Genomic DNA, 17,043 nt, shown 5'->3' with positions numbered 1-17,043 from the left:
AGCCATTGCCATGAGCCATATTTTCACGGAAGCGAAGCTGGAACAGGCCATTATCTCCCTACTGGGACAGCACTCGAATGCGGAAGGCCAACCCTGTTACCCTCATTTTGTCGGTAGCAATGTGCCGCGCAAAGAGAAAAGTGAGGTGCTGATTACAGATGACCTGCGCCAGTATCTGGCCAACCAGTATCAGGTTGAGGGGATCACGGAAGGGGAGATTTCTCACATCCTCCATCAGTTGCAGACGCTTCCTGCCAGCGATCTCTATCAGAGCAATAAAACCTTCTGCCACTGGCTCAGCAACGGCTTTTTACTTAAACGAGAAGATCGTAATAAGAAAGACCTCTATATCGAGCTGATGGATACCAGCACCTTGTCAGAGCAGTTAGCCAGCTTATTTACAGGGCATGGCGAAGAGATTGCCGAGGTGGGCAATAATATCTACCGGTTGGTTAATCAACTGGAGATAGAAGGCCAGCCCCGGGACGGCGGACTGCAACTGCGTATCCCCGATGGCATCTTGTATGTGAACGGCCTGCCGCTGGTAGTCTTCGAGTTTAAATCGGCGGTACGTGAAGAAGAGGCCACTACCTATGATGCCTGGCGCCAACTTTGTGTGCGTTACAAGCGTGATATTCCTAAGCTATTCGTCTATAACGCGTTGTGTATTCTTAGTGACGGGGTGAACAATAAGCTGGGAAACCTGTTTGCTCCATACGAGTTTTACTACGCTTGGCGCAAGGTGAACGGTAATGAATCCACCGAGCAAGATGGTATCAATGGTCTTTACACTCTGATCCAAGGGCTATTCCATCCGGTCCGTTTGCTGGACGTGTTGAAGAACTTCATTTTCTTCCCAGACACCAGCAAACAGGAAGTGAAGATCTGCTGTCGCTATCCGCAGTATTACGCCGCCCGCAAGCTTTACTACAACATTAAAAAAGAGCGCAAGCAGATAGCGGCCAACGGCGAGAATATCGGTGGCACCGGTAAAGGGGGAACCTACTTTGGTGCTACTGGCTGCGGCAAGAGCTACACCATGCAGTTCTTGGCCCGCCTGCTGATGAAGAGCGTCGATTTTGCCAGCCCGACCATTGTTCTGATTACCGACCGCACCGATCTTGATGAACAGCTCGCGAAGCAATTCTGCAATGCTACTGCTTTTATCGGCGATGCGGTGATTGAACCAGTCACCAGCCGTCAGGATCTGCGAGACAAGCTGGCCGGATGCGCTAGCGGCGGGGTATTCCTGACCACCATTCACAAGTTTACTGAAGATATTCAACTGCTCTCCAATCGCAGCAATATCATCTGTATTTCCGACGAAGCCCACCGCAGCCAGATCAACCTCGACCTGAAGATTAGCATCGATGCTGAAAGCGGAACGGTCAAAAAGACCTACGGTTTTGCTAAGTATCTACACGACTCGCTGCCTAACGCGACCTATGTTGGTTTTACCGGCACCCCTATCGATGCCACCCTGGATGTGTTCGGTCCTACCATCGATAGCTACACCATGACCGAGTCGGTTAACGATGAAATCACGGTGCGGATTGTTTATGAAGGACGAGCCGCCAAAGTGGTGCTTGATAACAGTAAGCTGGAAGAGATCGAGCAGTACTATCAAGAATGCGAAAAACTGGGTGCCAGTGAACACCAGATTGAAGAGAGCAAGAAAACCACGGCCAATATGAATTCCATCCTGGGCGATCCGGATCGCATCGAGGCATTGGCTAAGGATTTCGCCCAGCATTACGAAAAACGGGTGACGGAAGGTTCGACCATCAAAGGCAAGGCGATGTTTGTCTGTGCTAGCCGCGAGATTGCTTACGATTTCTATAAGAGTTTGAAGCTACAGCGCCCGGATTGGTTTGAGGCGAAACAGGCTATAGATGGTGCCACCCTTACCGAGCAAGAGAAAAAAGAATTGATGAGTCTTCCTCTGGTCAACATGGTCATGACCCGAGGCCAGGATGATGATGAGGCTATGTATAACTTGCTCGGTACTAAGGAGTACCGCCGTGAGCTAGACAAACAGTTCAAGAACCCTAAGTCCAACTTCAAAATTGCCATCGTGGTCGACATGTGGCTAACCGGTTTTGACGTGCCCGAACTTGATACCATTTATATCGATAAGCCACTGCAAAAGCATAATCTTATCCAAACTATCTCGCGGGTAAACCGCCGCTTTGAGGGCAAAGAGAAGGGGCTTGTGGTCGATTACATCGGCATCAAAAGCCGGATGAATATGGCGTTAGCTATGTATTCGAAGGCTGATAAATCCAACTTTGAAGATATCCAGCAGTCACTGATTGAGGTGCGTAATCACCTGCATCTGCTTACTCAGTTATTGCATAACTTTGACAGCAGCGATTACTTCTCTGGCACACCTACACTACAGCTGGCATGCCTCAACCGAGCTGCCGAGTTTGTTCTGCAGACTAAGAAGATTGAGCTGCGATTTATGGGATTGGTGAAACGCCTGAAAGCTGCCTATGACATCTGCGTTGGCAGTGAGAAAGTCACCCAGGATGAGCGTGAGCGAATTCATTTCTATCTGGCCGTGCGTTCTATTGTCTACAAGCTGACTAAGGGCGATGCACCCGACACTGCGCAGATGAACCAGAGAGTGCGTGAGATGGTTGCCGAAGCGCTCAAGGCTGAAGGGGTAGAGGAGATCTTCACCTTAGGCGAAGATAAAGCTGAGACCATCGACATATTTGATGACGAGTACATGGCTCGCATTAGTAAGATCAAGTTACCCAATACCCGGATGCAACTACTGCAAAAAATGTTGGCAAAAGCCATCAGCGATTTTCAAAAGATGAATCAGCTTCAGGGGATCAATTTCTCCAAGCGTTTCCAAGCATTGGTAGAACAGTACAATCAGCGTAAAGAGAACGATGTGCTTAACGGGGAAGAGTTCGATACTTTCACCCAGCAGATGGCCGACATGATCTACGACATTAAGACCGAGATGATGTCGTTTGCTGATATTGGCATCGACATGGAGGAGAAGGCCTTCCTGGATATTTTGTTGCATATGTGTGAGAAATATGAGTTCACCTATGACAAGGATAAGATGCTGGCTTTAGCCAAAGAGATGAAGGTGATTGTTGACGACAGTGCCCAGTATCCGGACTGGAGCAACCGTGACGATATCAAGGCTAAGCTGAAAGTAGATCTTATCCTGCTGCTACACCGCTTTGGCTTCCCTCCTGTGGCCAATGATGAGGTCTATAAAAGCGTACTGGAGCAGGCGGAGAACTTTAAGAAGTATCTGCATGGTTGATTTATCACATTGAGGTTTTGCATGAAGTTTCATATGTAACTGATTGCCGCCTAAAATGGGGATAGATGCGAGACAATTATCTTAGGCATTGTAAAAATCCGCGGATAGCAGGCCATGTTGCCTGCGGTTTTTTTAATCAAAAACATAAAGCTATGTAATGTTTGTGATGTTTACCTCTTGATTGTTTTCCTTGCCTGATCAACCCTTGAATAAGGCCCAGTTCAAGTGGCGTCAGTAGGTGCACATTTGCACTGGCGTGCATGTAATCAGGATATCAAAAAGAGAATAATCAGGATGAAAGCCAAAGAAGCAAAATTACTCGATTTTCTACGCACAGCCCCGCAGTTAGTTATACCTATCTATCAGCGTCTTTATTCTTGGGGTTTGAAAGAGTGTGAGCAGTTATGGGACGATATTATTCGCTGTGGTAAAGATGAAAGTAATAACGGTCATTTTATCGGTTCAGTAGTGTATATTGAGCATGGCCTTTATTCTGTTACGTCACAGTCTCCGTTACTCATAATCGATGGGCAACAGCGTGTTACTACCGCCTCTTTGTTAATCGCAGCCTTAGCTGAGGCTGTAGGACAAGACGAGTTTATCGAGGGGTTTAATCAGGAACAATTACGCGGATTTTATTTGACCAACCCGTTATTGTCTGGCGAAAAACGTTATAAATTAGTGTTGTCTCAAACGGATAATGCAACATTACGCGCTATTGTTGACAGGAAATCGCAGCCGGAAGCTTACTCGATCAGGATTAAAGAGAATTTTGAGTTTTTCCAAGATAAACTGAAAAATAAAGAGTTACAGGAAACAGTATGTAAAGGGCTTAACAAGCTTATTGTGGTTGATATTTCATTGCAGCGTGGTTATGACAATCCACAGTTGATTTTTGAGAGTATGAACTCAACAGGGAAGAAGTTGAGCCAGGCTGATTTGATCAGAAACTACATTTTAATGGGGCTGGATAACGAACGTCAAACTGAGCTGTATAACGACTACTGGCGAAAAATGGAACTGCTTTTTGGCCAAGAGGCTTACTCTGAACAGTTTGATTTCTTCATGCGTCATTATTTAACGGTTAAAACCGGCGAGATCCCGAAGGTTGACGACGTTTATGAGACATTCAAGCAACATTTCTACCGGAGCAAACAGTCAGTTGATTCCGTTGTTGCTGATATTTACCAATATGCGGTGTATTATTGCGCCATTGTACTCGGGGTAGAAAAAGACAAAAAACTAAGAGAGGTATTCCAGGACATCCGTGAACTGCGTATGGACGTGGCATATCCACTTATTTTAGAACTGTATAATGATTACCAGAATGAAAAGCTACAACATTCTGAGTTCGTTGCTGTTTTACGCTTAATAGAAAGCTATGTTTTCCGTCGGGCAGTATGTGCTATTCCTACCAACTCGATGAATAAAACCTTTGCCGGTCTCAGTAAAAGTTTCAAAAAAGATCGCTATCTGGAAAGTGTTCAAGCAGCATTTATGATGCTACCTTCATATCGTCGTTTTCCTAATGATGACGAGTTTAAGCGAGAAATAACTCATCGCGATCTGTATAATTTTAGAAGCCGTAGTTATTGGCTGAAAAAATTTGAGAATTTTAATCACAAAGAGCGTGTTCATGTCGATGAATATACCATCGAACATATCATGCCTCAGTGTGATAATAATGTGGAGAAAGTACCTTTAGTATGGCAGAAGACGCTCGGTACCGAATGGCAACGTGTGTGGGAAACTTGGCGCCATACGTTAGGTAACTTAACATTGACTGGTTATAACTCTGAGTATAGTAATAAATCTTTTGCTGATAAGCGCGACATGGATGGTGGATTTAAGCATAGCCCACTTCGCTTAAATGAAGGATTATCGATTGTAGAAAACTGGGATGAGCCTGCAATTCAAGCTCGAGCAAAAGTGATGGCTGAGAAAGCCAGTATTGTATGGCCAGCAGTGAATCTGCCCGTTGAGGTTCTTAACGCGTATAAACCTGAAGATGAAATCAGTCGTTCGTACAGTATTGAAGATCATCCACACTTAGCGAAAGAACAAGTAAATGTGCTTTTTGAGGCATTCCGAAAAGCAGTATTAGCACTTGATCCTTGTGTATCTGAAGTGTTCCTTAAACTCTATATTGCTTATAAAGCCGAGGTGAATTTTGTGGATGTTATTCCTCAGGCTAAGCGTCTATTACTGTCACTAAATATTCCTATTGCAGAGCTCGAGGATCCTCGCGGTTTGAGTCGTGACGTGACGAAGTTAGGCCGGTGGGGAAACGGTGATGTAGAGGTCGCTTTTGAAAATAAAGAAGATTTACCTTATATAATGGCATTGGTGACTCAAGCTTTTGAACGGCAGATGGAAAGTTAATATTACTCATAGAGGCGGACTAGACTCTTCTTACTTAATGTAAGAAGAGTTATAATTATAATATTTATTTTCTGTTGTTATTTAACTATAAATGGAAATCATGAGTATTCAGTGAGGCTGTAATGAACAGGTTTATTAACTTATTTTATAAGACTTGTATAACTACAGTGTTCCCTATGATTTTAGGAACATTGTTTTTTTCGGGTGTTATAGAGACTTATAAAAATGATATGACATCACGCAAAGAAATTCTTGATGATTATTATAGACCAATGATAGCGTCCCAAGCTAACTGTCAAGATATTCATAGTAAGCTTATTAATAAGTATTACTATATTTCTGGTGCTAGCCAAAGTTTTTCCGATGAGATAGTTAAGGTTAGCCAGATGGATTGGAGTAAAATTACTTACCCACAAGCAATTTTATCTAAGTCTATAATCGAAAATTTTACTGAAAGTGTCTCGCAACTTGAAGTGTTGAAAGTTAATCAATCAAAATGTTTTTCAGAATTACGGCAAAGATATAATGAGATGTCTATAGTGTTTGGAGTATATAATGATTATATAAAGATAGTAATTAATGAGAATAAAAAAATAAACAAACTATATCAAGAGCGTAGTGTGTTAATGCCGGGAAAAGAGGGGTTAATGGATAGGTATGCGAAACTGTCACGTGAGTTTTTTGATTTCTATGAAGATGAAAGTAGAATGAAACGTGTTTTACATGATATGAATGATGTCGCTATGCCATTATCTAAATATTATTATGACTTAGGTGGTAATGAAAAGATGATTTTTGATACTGAAATTGAATTGTTCAATAAAGTGAATGAAGTGTTCGCTAGAGAGTTAAATGAACGTTATAAAAGAGGATATATATCTAAGTGGTTTTTATAAGGGACTGTAGTTGGAGGTTATTTAAACTCATTACTATCATCAATTTTAGAAATGAAGCAGGAGTATCGATAGGATTCTGCTTCATTTTTTATTTATTAACGTAATTTGTGATACGTGTTTTTTAGTACGCGGAGTTATCCAACTCACTCAATGATCTTTCGTAAATATCAAATAATACAGACACTAAATGAGCAGTAGAACTCAGATATCGCTCGAATTGCTCCCAATCATTATCTTTCTGTTCTTTTCTCAACAAGTCACCCAAAAGTATCAGCCCATGACAAAGACCTTCCACATGTTCCGCTGAAAGCGCAGCAAGGTCGAGAAGCTGTGTGGAAGTAAGTTCATGAAGATCGATCTGGCTAAACAGTTCGCGATAGAGAGCGATGGTGTTAGTGGAGGGTTCTGACGTGAAAGTGTTTTCCATGTGGTTGTTCTCCTTAGTGTGGTGTGCCGCTACTACCATGTGACGCTAAACCCATGGTGGTAGCCCAAACGAAGTTAGCGTTACCGGACACTAAGGAAACCGGCGCTTCTTGCGAAGCCTCCGCCTGGGCCACCATGATTCTGGATGTTCGAGGCCCCAGCATTATATACATAATGCTGCTTAGTGTATGTGTTCGGAACGCTAACTCCGGCGACGGATTTTGCCGCAGCGAGCAAAATTATATCGTTGTGCTCTTGGCGATAAAATAGACTGTTTAAAATTACAGGTGATTACTGCCAATATTGGAATCAAGATCGCAGCAATTAATTTCTAACATCATCATCGTCAAAGAATGAACACAATAATCTATTGTAAACATCCAACTCATTTGCAAAATTAATAGGTTGCGATATATTCACTGAAATTATTTTTTTGCTGTGAGTATTCGTATGCTGTATGCCGTAATTGCAGAGATGGACAAATCCAAGTGGAATGATAAGCCTGGTGAGGAATATCACTTCCCTAAGCGTTACGCAAAAATGCTCATACCTGGAACTCGCGTTGTCTACTACAAAGGCCAGATTAAGGACCGGAGTTACCGGCCGCTACGGCTTTCTGATAAACCGCACTATTTTGCGATAGCCACCATTAGTAGTGTTTATCCTGATCCCAACGCAAAACGTAGCGATTTATATGCTGTGGTGACGGACTTTCAGCCATTCACTGAGGCTGTGTTGGCAAAGAAGGGTGAAAACTACTTTGAGTCTATTCCTTCTAATCGCGAATCAAACTACTGGTACGATGGCGTACGCCCCATAACCGAAGAAATATTTGAAGCGATAGTCGAGCATGCGGAGCGGGGTGCGGTAGTAGTTCCGGAAGAGAAGGCGGTGGAAGAGGAAGGGGATTACAACGACAGTTTTGAGTCCGAAGCAACCCATCTTGAAGGTGCAAAAATCAGCTACTTCACGACCAAGTACGAACGTAAGCCACTGTTAAAAAACCAAGCAGTGAAATTACATGGCACTACATGTTGCGTCTGCGGTTTCAACTTCAAGGCATTTTATGGTGAGTATGCAGAGGGATTTATCCACATCCATCATTTGTTGCCGGTCTCGGAGCTTGGCGGTGAGAAACCCGTTAATCCAGCTACAGATTTGGTGCCGGTCTGCGCTAATTGCCACAGTATCATCCATCGTAAAAAAGATAGAACCCTCTCTATTGATGAACTCAAAGAAATGATCCAGCAGCAGAAGGGGTGAGTCTGAGCTTACGACGTAATCTGCGGCAAGGTTGAGCGGTCATACTACCTCAAAACACTAGAGCCAACTCCCCACCAAATGAATAAGGCTGTAAATCTGCAGCCTTATTCGATGAACTTACGAACCCATCACCCCAAATCGGCCCCATTACTGGCTATGACGGTTTTGTACCACCAGAAAGATTTCTTGCGCGTGCGGGCGAGGGTGCCGTTGCCGCTGTCGTCGCGGTCGACATAAACCAGGCCGTAGCGTTTGCTCATTTCGCCGGTCGATGCCGCTACCAGGTCAATGCAGCCCCAGATGGTGTAGCCCATCACCGGCACGCCGTCGGCGATGGCGTCGGCCATTGCGCGGATGTGCTCCCGCAGGTAGCTGATGCGGTAATCGTCGGCTATCTCGCCGTCGGCATTGAACTCGTCGTGTGCGCCTAGGCCGTTTTCCACCAGGAACAGTGGCTTTTGGTAGCGGTCGTACATCATGTTCATGGTGATGCGCAAACCCAACGGATCGATGCCCCAGCCCCAGTCGCTGCGCGGAATATGCGGGTTGGTCAGGGATTTCACCACGTTGGCGGCGCTGCTGTTGTTGTCGTTCATATCGGCAGACGCGCAGCGCGAAGCGTAATAGCTAAAGGAGACAAAATCGACGGTATTCTTCAGGATCTCGGCGTCGCCTTCCTCCATCACGATACTCACGCTTTTCTCACGGAACACTCTGGCAGAGTAAGCAGGGTAGGCACCGCGGGCCTGCACGTCGATAAAGAACAGGTTCTCGCGGTCTTTCTCCAGCGCGGCCCACACGTCTTCCGGCTTGCTGGACCAGGGGTAAAAATTGCCGCCCGCCAGCATGCAGCCCACCTGGTTGGCGGGGTTCACCTGGTGGGCGATGCGGGTCGCCAGTGCGCTGGCAATTAGTTCGTGGTGCACGGCCTGGTATTTTACCTGCTCGGGGTTCTCGTCCGCCTCAAACACCAACCCTGCGCCGGAGAACGGGCTGTGCAGCACAATGTTGATCTCGTTGAAGGTGAGCCAATACTTCACCAACCCGTCGAAGGCTTCGAAGCAGGTGCGGGCATAGCGGGTGAAAAACTCCACCATTTTGCGGCTGCGCCAGGAGCCGTACTCGGTCACCAGGTGCATCGGCACATCGAAATGGCACAGCGTCACCAGCGGCTCGATGCCGTATTTGCGGCACTCTTCGAACAGGCTGCGGTAGAAGGCGATGCCTTCCGGGTTGGGCGTCAGCTCGTCGCCGTTCGGGTAAATCCGGCTCCAGGCGATGGAGGTGCGGAATACGCTAAAGCCCATCTCCGCCATCAGCGCAATGTCGTCGCGGTAGCGGTGGTAAAAATCAATCGCGTCGTGGCTGGGGTAAAACTCGTCTTCGCGCAGGGTAAAGCGCTTCTCCAGGCCGAGCTTTACCGGCATGCGGTTGGGGCCATGCGGGATCATGTCAACCGTGGTCAGCCCTTTGCCGCCCTCGCGATACCCCCCTTCAGACTGGTTGGCGGCCAGGGCGCCGCCCCATAAAAACCCTTGCGGGAAAGTTGAATCAGACATGCAATCCTCAATTGTCTCAGTGGGTAGCGTTAGCGGTATTGGCCGCAGGCGCGGTTGTCGTTGGGGCCTCTTCGCTTTCCGGAATGTCTTCGAAGCCCAACAGCAGCGTGAGCACGAAAGACAGCACCACGGAAAGCACCATCACGCCGCCGACCCAGACAATGCTCATTGGGTTCGACGGGTCAAAGAATTGCACGCTGGTGAACAGGCCGGGCGAAGCCATCGAATGGCTGGCTAATCCGCCAATGCCGGCGACGGCGCCGCAGATAAAGCCGCTGATCAGGCTGGCGATTAATGGGCGTTTGAGGCGCACCGCCACGCCGTACAGCGCCGGTTCGGAAATCCCCGCCACAATGGCGGAAGCGGCGGCGGCCAAGGCGGTCTGGCGCAGCTCGCGGTTCTTGGTTTTGAACGCCACCGCCAGCGAAGAGCCGCCGAGCGACAGGTTGGCGCCAATCTCCGAAGGCATCACCATGCCCTCTTTGCCGGTTTCGGCGATGGTCTGAATGATGGTCGGGGTGAAGACGCGGTGCATGCCGGTCATCACCAGCAGCGGCCAGATCGCCCCCATAATGGCGACGGAAAGCCAGCCCAAATAGCCATGCACGGTGTACACCAGCGCCGAGATACCGCTACCGATCCAGATGCCCAGCGGGCCGATCAACACAATCGCGATCGGCGCGGCGATCAGCACAATCAGCATCGGCTTAAGGAAGTTCTTGGTCACCGCCGGGGTGATGCGATCGACCCATCGCTCGATATACGACAGGATCCAGGTCATCACCAGCGCCGGGATCACCGTGTAGGTGTATTTCACCGCCGTCACCGGAATGTAGGCGAACTCCACCGCCTGGCCCTGCGCCGCCTTGGCCATCAGATCGATAAAGTTAGGATGCAACAGCACACCGGCAATGGCGATCGCCAACGACATGTTGGTTTTGAATTTAAGGGCGGCAGACGCGGCGACCATCACCGGCAGGAAGAAGAACGCGCCGTCGCCAATCACGTTGAGGATGATCAGCGTCGACGAGCCTTTGTCGAACACGCCGGCCATATCCAGCATCATTGCCAGCAGCTTCACCATCGAACCGCCGATGATGGCCGGGATCAGCGGCGACATGGTGCCGACCAGCGCGTCGAGAATGCCGGCGCCAATGCCTTTCAGGGTGATTTTGCGCTTTGCCGGTGCGGCCGCGGGGGCGTTGCCCGGCATGCCGAGCGCCAGCACCGCCTGATAGGCTTTCGACACTTCGTTGCCGATGATCACCTGGCACTGCTCGCCGCTGTGCACCACGCCCATCACGCCGCTAATCGCTTTGAGTCTCGGCGTGTCGATCAGCGCCTTGTCTTTCACCACGAATCGCAGGCGGGTCATGCAGTGCGTAACGGCTTCGATGTTCGCGCGGCCGCCCAACGCATCCACGATGGCGTGCGAGATCTCTGTGTAGTTCTTCGGCATGGAATATCGTCTCTTAGATATGAATTCGGATTGCCCAAAGGCGAATTTGCGCTACCAGGGCGATCCGCCGTTCCATCTCAATGAAACGCCCACAAGAAACCGGTTTCACAAAATCATGCTGATCTGTTTTTGTTATGGCAAGAATTATGATTTTTTGGTTTTTCATTTTGTGAGGTCAGTCACTTTAAGGCCGAAAGGGACGGCAGCGGCAGGCGCGAAAACATTTCAAAGCCGGGGCGTCTTGGGTAGACTGCGCGGAACCCTGGATTTTGACGGCGCAGAGATGGCAACAATACTTGAGGTGGCAAAAAGGGCCGGCGTTTCGAAAGCGACGGTGTCCCGCGTGTTATCCGGCAGCGGCTACGTGGGCCCGGAAAAGCGCGAACGGGTAGAGAAAGCCATCGCCGAAACCGGCTATCGGCCCAACCTGCTGGCGCGCAACCTCGCCACCAAAACCACTCAGACCATCGGGCTGGTGGTCACCAACACGCTGTACAGCGGCAACTATTTCAGCGAGCTGATGTTCCAGTCGGCGCGCATCATGGAAGAGCACGGCCGCCAACTGATCCTGGCGGACGGCAAGCACACCGCCGAAGAAGAAAAGGCCGCCATTCAATTCCTGCTGGATCTGCGCTGCGACGGCGTGATCATCTACCCGCGTTTTCTGTCGATTGCGGAAATGGACGAGATCATTTCCCAGCACAAACAGCCGATCCTGGTGATCAATCGTCGGTTAAGGCTGAACGACAGCTACTGCATCTTCAGCGATCAGCACGCCACCAGCGCGGCGGCGGTGGGGCACCTGATCGAACAGGGGCACCGCGATATCGCTTTCATCACCGGCTCGCTGGATTCACCCACCGGGCTGGAGCGGCTTTCCGGCTATAAAGCCGCGTTGGCGGAGCAGGGTATCGCCGTCAATAGCGCCCTGATTGTCGAGGGGAAGTGGAATGCGCAAAGCGGCATGGCGGCGGTCGATACGCTGCTGGCCAGCGGCTGCGCTTTCAGCGCCATTGTCGCCAGCAACGACGAGATGGCTATCGGCGCCATCAAGCGGTTGACGGAGCGCCAGATCCCGGTGCCGTCCGCCGTTTCGGTGATAGGTTTTGATGACATCCCGCTGGCACCTTATACCATCCCCTCGCTCTCCAGCATGAAAATGCCGGTGACCGAGATGATCAAGGAAACCATCAATCGGCTGGTGTCGATGCTGGACGGTGGCGAGCTGAGCAAGCGCCCCACCTTCCCGGCTAGCCTGATCCTGCGGGACTCGGTAGCGGCGGGGCCTTATTTTCAGAAGGAATGAGGGGGGATTAGGCTGCGCAGGCAAAGGCGCAGCCTGGTGAACTTAAGGTTATGTCAGGTCGGCAAACCGCTGGCGGATCGTCTCCTCCGGCAAATCCACGCCAATAAACACCAAGGTGCTGCGGCGCTCTTCCTCTGGCAGCCACTCGCGATCCCAGTCGGCGTTATACAGCCGTTGTACGCCCTGGAATAACAGCCGGCGCGGCTCGTCCTTGATCGACAAAATGCCCTTGTAGCGCAGCAGACTGTCGGCGTATTCCAGCAGCAGGCCCTCCATCACTTCGGAAATCTGCATCAGCTCCAGCGGCTGGTCGTGGTACACCACGATCGAGCCAATGTTGTTCTGCGCTTGCGGAATGCGGCGAAACAGCGGCGCCGGCGGCGTCAGGGTCAGCTTGTCGTTCAGCACAAAGCCTTCGATGTCGAACAGCACGCTGAGATCGATCTCGCCGTGCGTCACTTTATACACCGGTGCGCGGGCGTTCATCTGCTGCAGGCGTTGGATCAGCGCTTCGCAGTCCGGTGCCACGTCGGTTTTGGTCAGCAGAATGCGGTCGGCGTAGCCCACCTGCGCCTGCGCGATGCTGAACTGGGTCAGTTGTTGGTCGGCATGTGCGGCGTCCACCAGGGTGATGATGCCGTCCAGCAGGAAGCGTTCGCAGAGGATCTCGTGCGAGAAAAAGGTCTGGGTGATCGGGCCGGGATCGGCCATGCCGGTGCATTCGATGATCAGCCGATCGAAGGTTAATTGGCCCTGGTCAACGCCGTCCAGCAAGTCCAGCAGCGCATCCGCCAGCTCGTTGGATTTGCTGCAGCAGATGCAGCCGTTGCTCAGGGTGGTGATGCGGCTGGCGCGGTCGCCAATCAGCGCATTGTCGATCGGCACTTCGCCGAATTCGTTTTCGATGACCGCAATCTTGTAGCCGTGCTCGGCGTTGAGAATATGGCGTAGCAGAGTGGTTTTACCGGCGCCCAAAAAGCCGGTCAGAATGGTGACTGCGATGGGTTTCATTACGGGTCCTTATTAACAGCAGCGCATGCCGCCTTTGCCGTCCCCACCGTAGCGGGCCTGCTGGCGTTCGCGGAAAAACTCTTTATAGGTCATCACCGGTTTGTCCGGGTGGTTGTCTTTCATATGCTGGGCGTAGGTATCGTAGTCGGGCACGCCCACTAACATGCGCGCTGCCTGACCGAGGTATTTCCCCGCCTGGCCGAGATTTCCGAACATCGCCTTCTCCCCAAAAAATTACCCTGCATAACAGCTTTCATTATGCAGGGTATCCGTTAAATCACCATCAGTGCTGCGGTGAAACTTTGACGTCCCCCTCAGTTACGCCGTTGGTAGGCGCTTCTTCAGGCACCGGCACGTAAGGCGTTTCCTGGTCGCTGCGGTTCGGGTTTTTGTGCGCCGCCATGGCGGTCTTCACCCCGTAGAAGATGATGCTGTACACCACCAGCAGGAACAGAATGCTCAGCCCGGCGTTGGTGTAGTTGTTCACCACGATGTGGTTCATGTTAGCCACTTGCTGCGCGGTCAGCTCGGCACCGCCTTCGGCGATTTTGCGCTTGTACTCACCGGCCTGGAAGAAGAAGCCTTCCAGCTGCGGGTTGTCGCTGAACAGCTTCAGACCCAAGGCGTAAGTGGTACAAATCAGCAGCCATACCGCCGGCAGCACGGTGACCCAAATGTATTGGGTGCGCTTCATCTTAATCAGCACCACGGTACCCAGCACCAGCGCCACGGCGGCCAGCATCTGGTTGGAGATGCCGAACAGCGGCCACAGGCTTTTCACGCCGCCGAGCGGATCGACCACCCCTTGATACAGCAGGTAGCCCCACAGGCCCACGCAGCCGGCGGTGCCGACAATACCGGCCACCAGCGAGTCGGTTTTCTTCAGGAACGGCACGAAGTTGCCCAGCAGATCCTGCAGCATAAAGCGGCCGGAACGGGTACCGGCATCCAGCGCGGTCAGAATAAACAGCGCTTCAAACAGGATACCGAAGTGGTACCAGAAGCCCATGTTGGCGCCGGGAATGATCTGGTGGAACACGTGGGCGATACCCACCGCCAGCGTAGGTGCGCCACCGGCGCGGTTCAGCACCGAAGGCTCGCCGATGTCTTTGGCGGTCTGCAGGATCTGTTCCGGGCTGATGACAAAGCCCCATGAGCTGACGGTTGCCGCCGCGTGGGCGGTCACATCTTTCAGTGACGCCATGATCATCGGCGCATCTTCGGTCCCCAAACGGTGCAGGTCAGGCATGGTGATGCCCAATGCTGCCGGCGGGGTGTTCATGGCGAAGTACAGGCCCGGCTCGATAATCGAGGCCGCCACCAACGCCATGATGGCCACGAAGGACTCCATCAGCATCGCGCCGTAACCGATAAAGCGCGCGTCTTTTTCATTGGCCAACAGCTTCGGCGTAGTGCCGGAGGCGATCAACGCGTGGAAGCCGGACACGGCGCCGCAGGCGATGGTAATGAACAGGAACGGGAACACCGAGCCTTTCCACACCGGGCCTGTCCCGTCGACAAACTGGGTGATCGCCGGCATTTTCAGCTCAGGGTTGAGGATCACGATGCCAATCGCCAGCCCGACGATAACGCCAATTTTCAGGAAGGTCGCCAGATAGTCGCGCGGCGCCAGGATCAGCCAGACCGGCAGCAGGGCGGAAACGAACGCATAGCCAATCAGCGTATAGGTGATGGTGGTGTCTTTAAAGGTCAGTGCCGGGCCCCAGTACGGATCGTGGGCAATTACGCCGCCGAACCAGATGGAAGCCACCAGCAGCACGATGCCAATGATCGACACTTCGCCCACCCGTCCCGGACGCAGGAAGCGCATGTAAACGCCCATAAACAGGGCAATCGGCACGGTGGAGCAGACGGTGAACACGCCCCACGGGCTTTCCGCCAGCGCTTTTACCACGATCAGGGCCAGCACCGCCAGGATGATGATCATGATCAGGAAGCAGCCAAACAGCGCGATGGTCCCCGGTACCGGGCCCATTTCCTTTTTGATGATCTCGCCGAGCGAAGCGCCGTTGCGGCGCGAGGAGATGAACAGCACCATAAAGTCCTGCACCGCCCCCGCCAGCACCACGCCGCCCAGCAGCCACAGCGTGCCGGGCAGATAGCCGACCTGCGCCGCCAGCACCGGGCCCACCAGCGGGCCAGCCCCGGCAATGGCGGCGAAGTGGTGGCCGAACAGCACGTTTTTGTTAGTCGGCACGTAGTTCAGGCCGTCGTTATTGACCACCGCCGGCGTCGCGCGGAAGGCGTCCAGCTTCATCACCTTGGTGGCGATGTACAGGCTGTAATAACGGTACGCCACCAGATACACCGCCACCGAGGCGACGATGATCCACAGTGCGCTGATGTGTTCGCCACGGCGCAGCGCAACCACGCCCAGGCAGGACGCGCCGAGTATTCCCAGCAGCATCCAGGGTAAGTGTTTTAAAATCCCCTCTCTGTTCATTGAGGTGTCCTTAGTTCAAATCTGCAAAATGAGTGAGTTAACCCGCTTATAAGATGTTTCAGGCACGCGGCCCGGTGCGGATAACGTTCGGGTATAGGTTTAGGAACAGCTCATCATTGCGGGTTGGGGCAGGGGAAGACAGGCGAATTTCAGTCAGCGGTGCTATAGGGGGCCGAACGGTTGAAATTCAGGGGTGAGCGGTGGGGCGTTGCCGGGGGAATTGCGACGCCCCACCGAGAGCCGGGTCAGTAAATCTTTCTGGCGTTGATCCCGGCGGGGAAAATGCCGGTGGCGAAGATGTGTCCGTTAACCTGCAACTGGTCGTCGGGCAGCATTTCGACCGGGTATTCGTGGGTCAGATAGCTGAGAAAGTTGTTGCGGTCGTCGAGCGTCTGAAAGCCGATCAGATCGTAGAAAAACAGCGATTCGATTAAGCCGTGGTGCTCGGGGATCTGTCTGAGCAGCGCCGTCGACGGGAACGGCAAATGGAAGAAGAACGCACAGGGGTTCAGCAACCCTTGTTCTTTCAGCGCCTGGCCGCAGGGCAACAGCTGGTAATCATCAATACAGATGATGTCGTTCGGGCAAACATACTCGCAGGCGATATCGGCGAAGTGCCGGTTGAGCTGTCGATAAGCGCGGTAGTTTTCCGGCGTGAAATGCGCCTTTTCCGGGTGGTTATGGAACACTGGCCACAGGCCATCGTGATAGTAGCCCTGATAGTGGAAGTGAAACTCCTCGGTCGACAGCGGAAAGGTCACCTGTTCGTAGCCGCTGCGGTGCTGGTAACTGACCGGGCGCAGCAGCGCATCACCAAAGTTCTGTACGTCACCGTTCCAGCCCAGCCACAACCCGCGATCGTCGTCGTTCTGGCTGTCAGGCGATAGGGCCTGCGTAGCGCAGGCCAGATCCTTGCCGTCACACTGCTTATTCGAGATCAAAACCAAACGAGACATGCTGCGTTCCTTGTTCAGGTTACGAATAG

13 protein-coding genes are annotated in these 17,043 nt (G+C 51.5%); 5 read left to right on the top strand and 8 right to left on the bottom strand.

Features of this window, described 5'->3' with window-relative positions:
- Window positions 1-10: 10 nt before the first annotated feature.
- The 3 genes from H5P17_RS00890 (at window position 11) to H5P17_RS00880 (ending at window position 6,570) form a co-directional block, all read left to right on the top strand.
- Window positions 11-3,292, top strand: coding sequence for a type I restriction endonuclease subunit R (locus H5P17_RS00890; protein WP_182820818.1), 3,282 nt, complete (start codon window positions 11-13; stop codon window positions 3,290-3,292).
- Window positions 3,293-3,586: 294 nt separating this feature from the next.
- Window positions 3,587-5,674: a DUF262 and DUF1524 domain-containing protein gene (locus tag H5P17_RS00885; protein ID WP_182820816.1), complete on the top strand. Its 2,088-nt coding sequence runs from the start codon at window positions 3,587-3,589 to the stop codon at window positions 5,672-5,674.
- Window positions 5,675-5,850: 176 nt separating this feature from the next.
- A complete protein-coding gene (locus tag H5P17_RS00880) occupies window positions 5,851-6,570 on the top strand; it encodes a hypothetical protein (protein WP_182820815.1) in 720 nt (239 codons plus the stop codon).
- 121 nt (window positions 6,571-6,691) lie between these two features.
- Here H5P17_RS00880 and H5P17_RS00875 read toward each other — a convergent pair whose 3' ends face one another.
- Together H5P17_RS00875 and H5P17_RS26800 are read right to left on the bottom strand one after the other, a co-directional pair.
- Window positions 6,692-6,997 (bottom strand): hypothetical protein, encoded by a 306-nt coding sequence (locus H5P17_RS00875; RefSeq protein ID WP_182820813.1) that lies wholly within the window; start codon window positions 6,995-6,997, stop codon window positions 6,692-6,694.
- A 13-nt stretch (window positions 6,998-7,010) separates the two neighbouring features.
- Window positions 7,011-7,226: an ash family protein gene (locus tag H5P17_RS26800; protein ID WP_370570021.1), complete on the bottom strand. Its 216-nt coding sequence runs from the start codon at window positions 7,224-7,226 to the stop codon at window positions 7,011-7,013.
- A gap of 220 nt (window positions 7,227-7,446) precedes the next feature.
- Between H5P17_RS26800 and H5P17_RS00865 the strand changes: the two genes are divergently transcribed.
- Window positions 7,447-8,259, top strand: a complete 813-nt coding sequence (locus H5P17_RS00865) for an HNH endonuclease (RefSeq protein WP_220496670.1) — start codon at window positions 7,447-7,449, stop codon at window positions 8,257-8,259.
- 128 nt (window positions 8,260-8,387) lie between these two features.
- On the opposite strand, the gene H5P17_RS00860 is transcribed toward H5P17_RS00865, so the two are convergent.
- Both H5P17_RS00860 and ascF read right to left on the bottom strand, forming a co-directional pair.
- The gene (locus H5P17_RS00860; RefSeq protein WP_182820809.1) at window positions 8,388-9,818 is read right to left on the bottom strand and encodes a 6-phospho-beta-glucosidase; all 1,431 of its coding nucleotides are present in this window, start codon (window positions 9,816-9,818) and stop codon (window positions 8,388-8,390) included.
- A gap of 16 nt (window positions 9,819-9,834) precedes the next feature.
- The gene (gene ascF, locus H5P17_RS00855; RefSeq protein ID WP_182820807.1) at window positions 9,835-11,277 is read right to left on the bottom strand and encodes a PTS cellobiose/arbutin/salicin transporter subunit IIBC; all 1,443 of its coding nucleotides are present in this window, start codon (window positions 11,275-11,277) and stop codon (window positions 9,835-9,837) included.
- Between the two features lie 283 nt (window positions 11,278-11,560).
- Here ascF and H5P17_RS00850 point away from each other — a divergent pair, with 283 nt between their 5' ends.
- Window positions 11,561-12,583: a LacI family DNA-binding transcriptional regulator gene (locus tag H5P17_RS00850; RefSeq protein ID WP_182820804.1), complete on the top strand. Its 1,023-nt coding sequence runs from the start codon at window positions 11,561-11,563 to the stop codon at window positions 12,581-12,583.
- Between the two features lie 48 nt (window positions 12,584-12,631).
- Here H5P17_RS00850 and yjiA read toward each other — a convergent pair whose 3' ends face one another.
- From yjiA to H5P17_RS00830, 4 genes are all read right to left on the bottom strand, one after another.
- The gene (gene yjiA, locus H5P17_RS00845; RefSeq protein WP_182820802.1) at window positions 12,632-13,594 is read right to left on the bottom strand and encodes a GTPase; all 963 of its coding nucleotides are present in this window, start codon (window positions 13,592-13,594) and stop codon (window positions 12,632-12,634) included.
- Window positions 13,595-13,606: 12 nt separating this feature from the next.
- Window positions 13,607-13,810 (bottom strand): YbdD/YjiX family protein, encoded by a 204-nt coding sequence (locus H5P17_RS00840; RefSeq protein WP_182820800.1) that lies wholly within the window; start codon window positions 13,808-13,810, stop codon window positions 13,607-13,609.
- A 67-nt stretch (window positions 13,811-13,877) separates the two neighbouring features.
- A complete protein-coding gene (locus H5P17_RS00835; protein WP_182820798.1) occupies window positions 13,878-16,058 on the bottom strand; it encodes a carbon starvation CstA family protein in 2,181 nt (726 codons plus the stop codon).
- 245 nt (window positions 16,059-16,303) lie between these two features.
- Complete coding sequence (locus H5P17_RS00830) at window positions 16,304-17,014, bottom strand: trehalose-6-phosphate synthase (RefSeq protein WP_182820796.1); 711 nt, start codon at window positions 17,012-17,014, stop codon at window positions 16,304-16,306.
- Window positions 17,015-17,043 lie beyond the last annotated feature (29 nt).

Origin of the sequence: Serratia sp. OS31 (genome assembly GCF_014164835.1) — a bacterium.
GTDB lineage: Bacteria > Pseudomonadota > Gammaproteobacteria > Enterobacterales > Enterobacteriaceae > Serratia > Serratia liquefaciens_A.
The sequence above is the reverse complement of the archived record's forward strand: the minus strand, read 5'-3'. Positions and strand labels throughout refer to the sequence as shown.

Coding starts and splice junctions, on each gene's coding strand:
- ascF (WP_182820807.1), bottom strand. CDS start 11,277: ATGCCGAAGAACTACACAGAGATCTCGCACGCCATCGTGGATGCGTTG.
- H5P17_RS00835 (WP_182820798.1), bottom strand. CDS start 16,058: ATGAACAGAGAGGGGATTTTAAAACACTTACCCTGGATGCTGCTGGGA.
- H5P17_RS00840 (WP_182820800.1), bottom strand. CDS start 13,810: ATGTTCGGAAATCTCGGCCAGGCGGGGAAATACCTCGGTCAGGCAGCG.
- H5P17_RS00885 (WP_182820816.1), top strand. CDS start 3,587: ATGAAAGCCAAAGAAGCAAAATTACTCGATTTTCTACGCACAGCCCCG.
- yjiA (WP_182820802.1), bottom strand. CDS start 13,594: ATGAAACCCATCGCAGTCACCATTCTGACCGGCTTTTTGGGCGCCGGT.
- H5P17_RS00860 (WP_182820809.1), bottom strand. CDS start 9,818: ATGTCTGATTCAACTTTCCCGCAAGGGTTTTTATGGGGCGGCGCCCTG.
- H5P17_RS00875 (WP_182820813.1), bottom strand. CDS start 6,997: ATGGAAAACACTTTCACGTCAGAACCCTCCACTAACACCATCGCTCTC.
- H5P17_RS00830 (WP_182820796.1), bottom strand. CDS start 17,014: ATGTCTCGTTTGGTTTTGATCTCGAATAAGCAGTGTGACGGCAAGGAT.
- H5P17_RS00880 (WP_182820815.1), top strand. CDS start 5,851: ATGATTTTAGGAACATTGTTTTTTTCGGGTGTTATAGAGACTTATAAA.
- H5P17_RS00890 (WP_182820818.1), top strand. CDS start 11: ATGAGCCATATTTTCACGGAAGCGAAGCTGGAACAGGCCATTATCTCC.
- H5P17_RS00865 (WP_220496670.1), top strand. CDS start 7,447: ATGCTGTATGCCGTAATTGCAGAGATGGACAAATCCAAGTGGAATGAT.
- H5P17_RS00850 (WP_182820804.1), top strand. CDS start 11,561: ATGGCAACAATACTTGAGGTGGCAAAAAGGGCCGGCGTTTCGAAAGCG.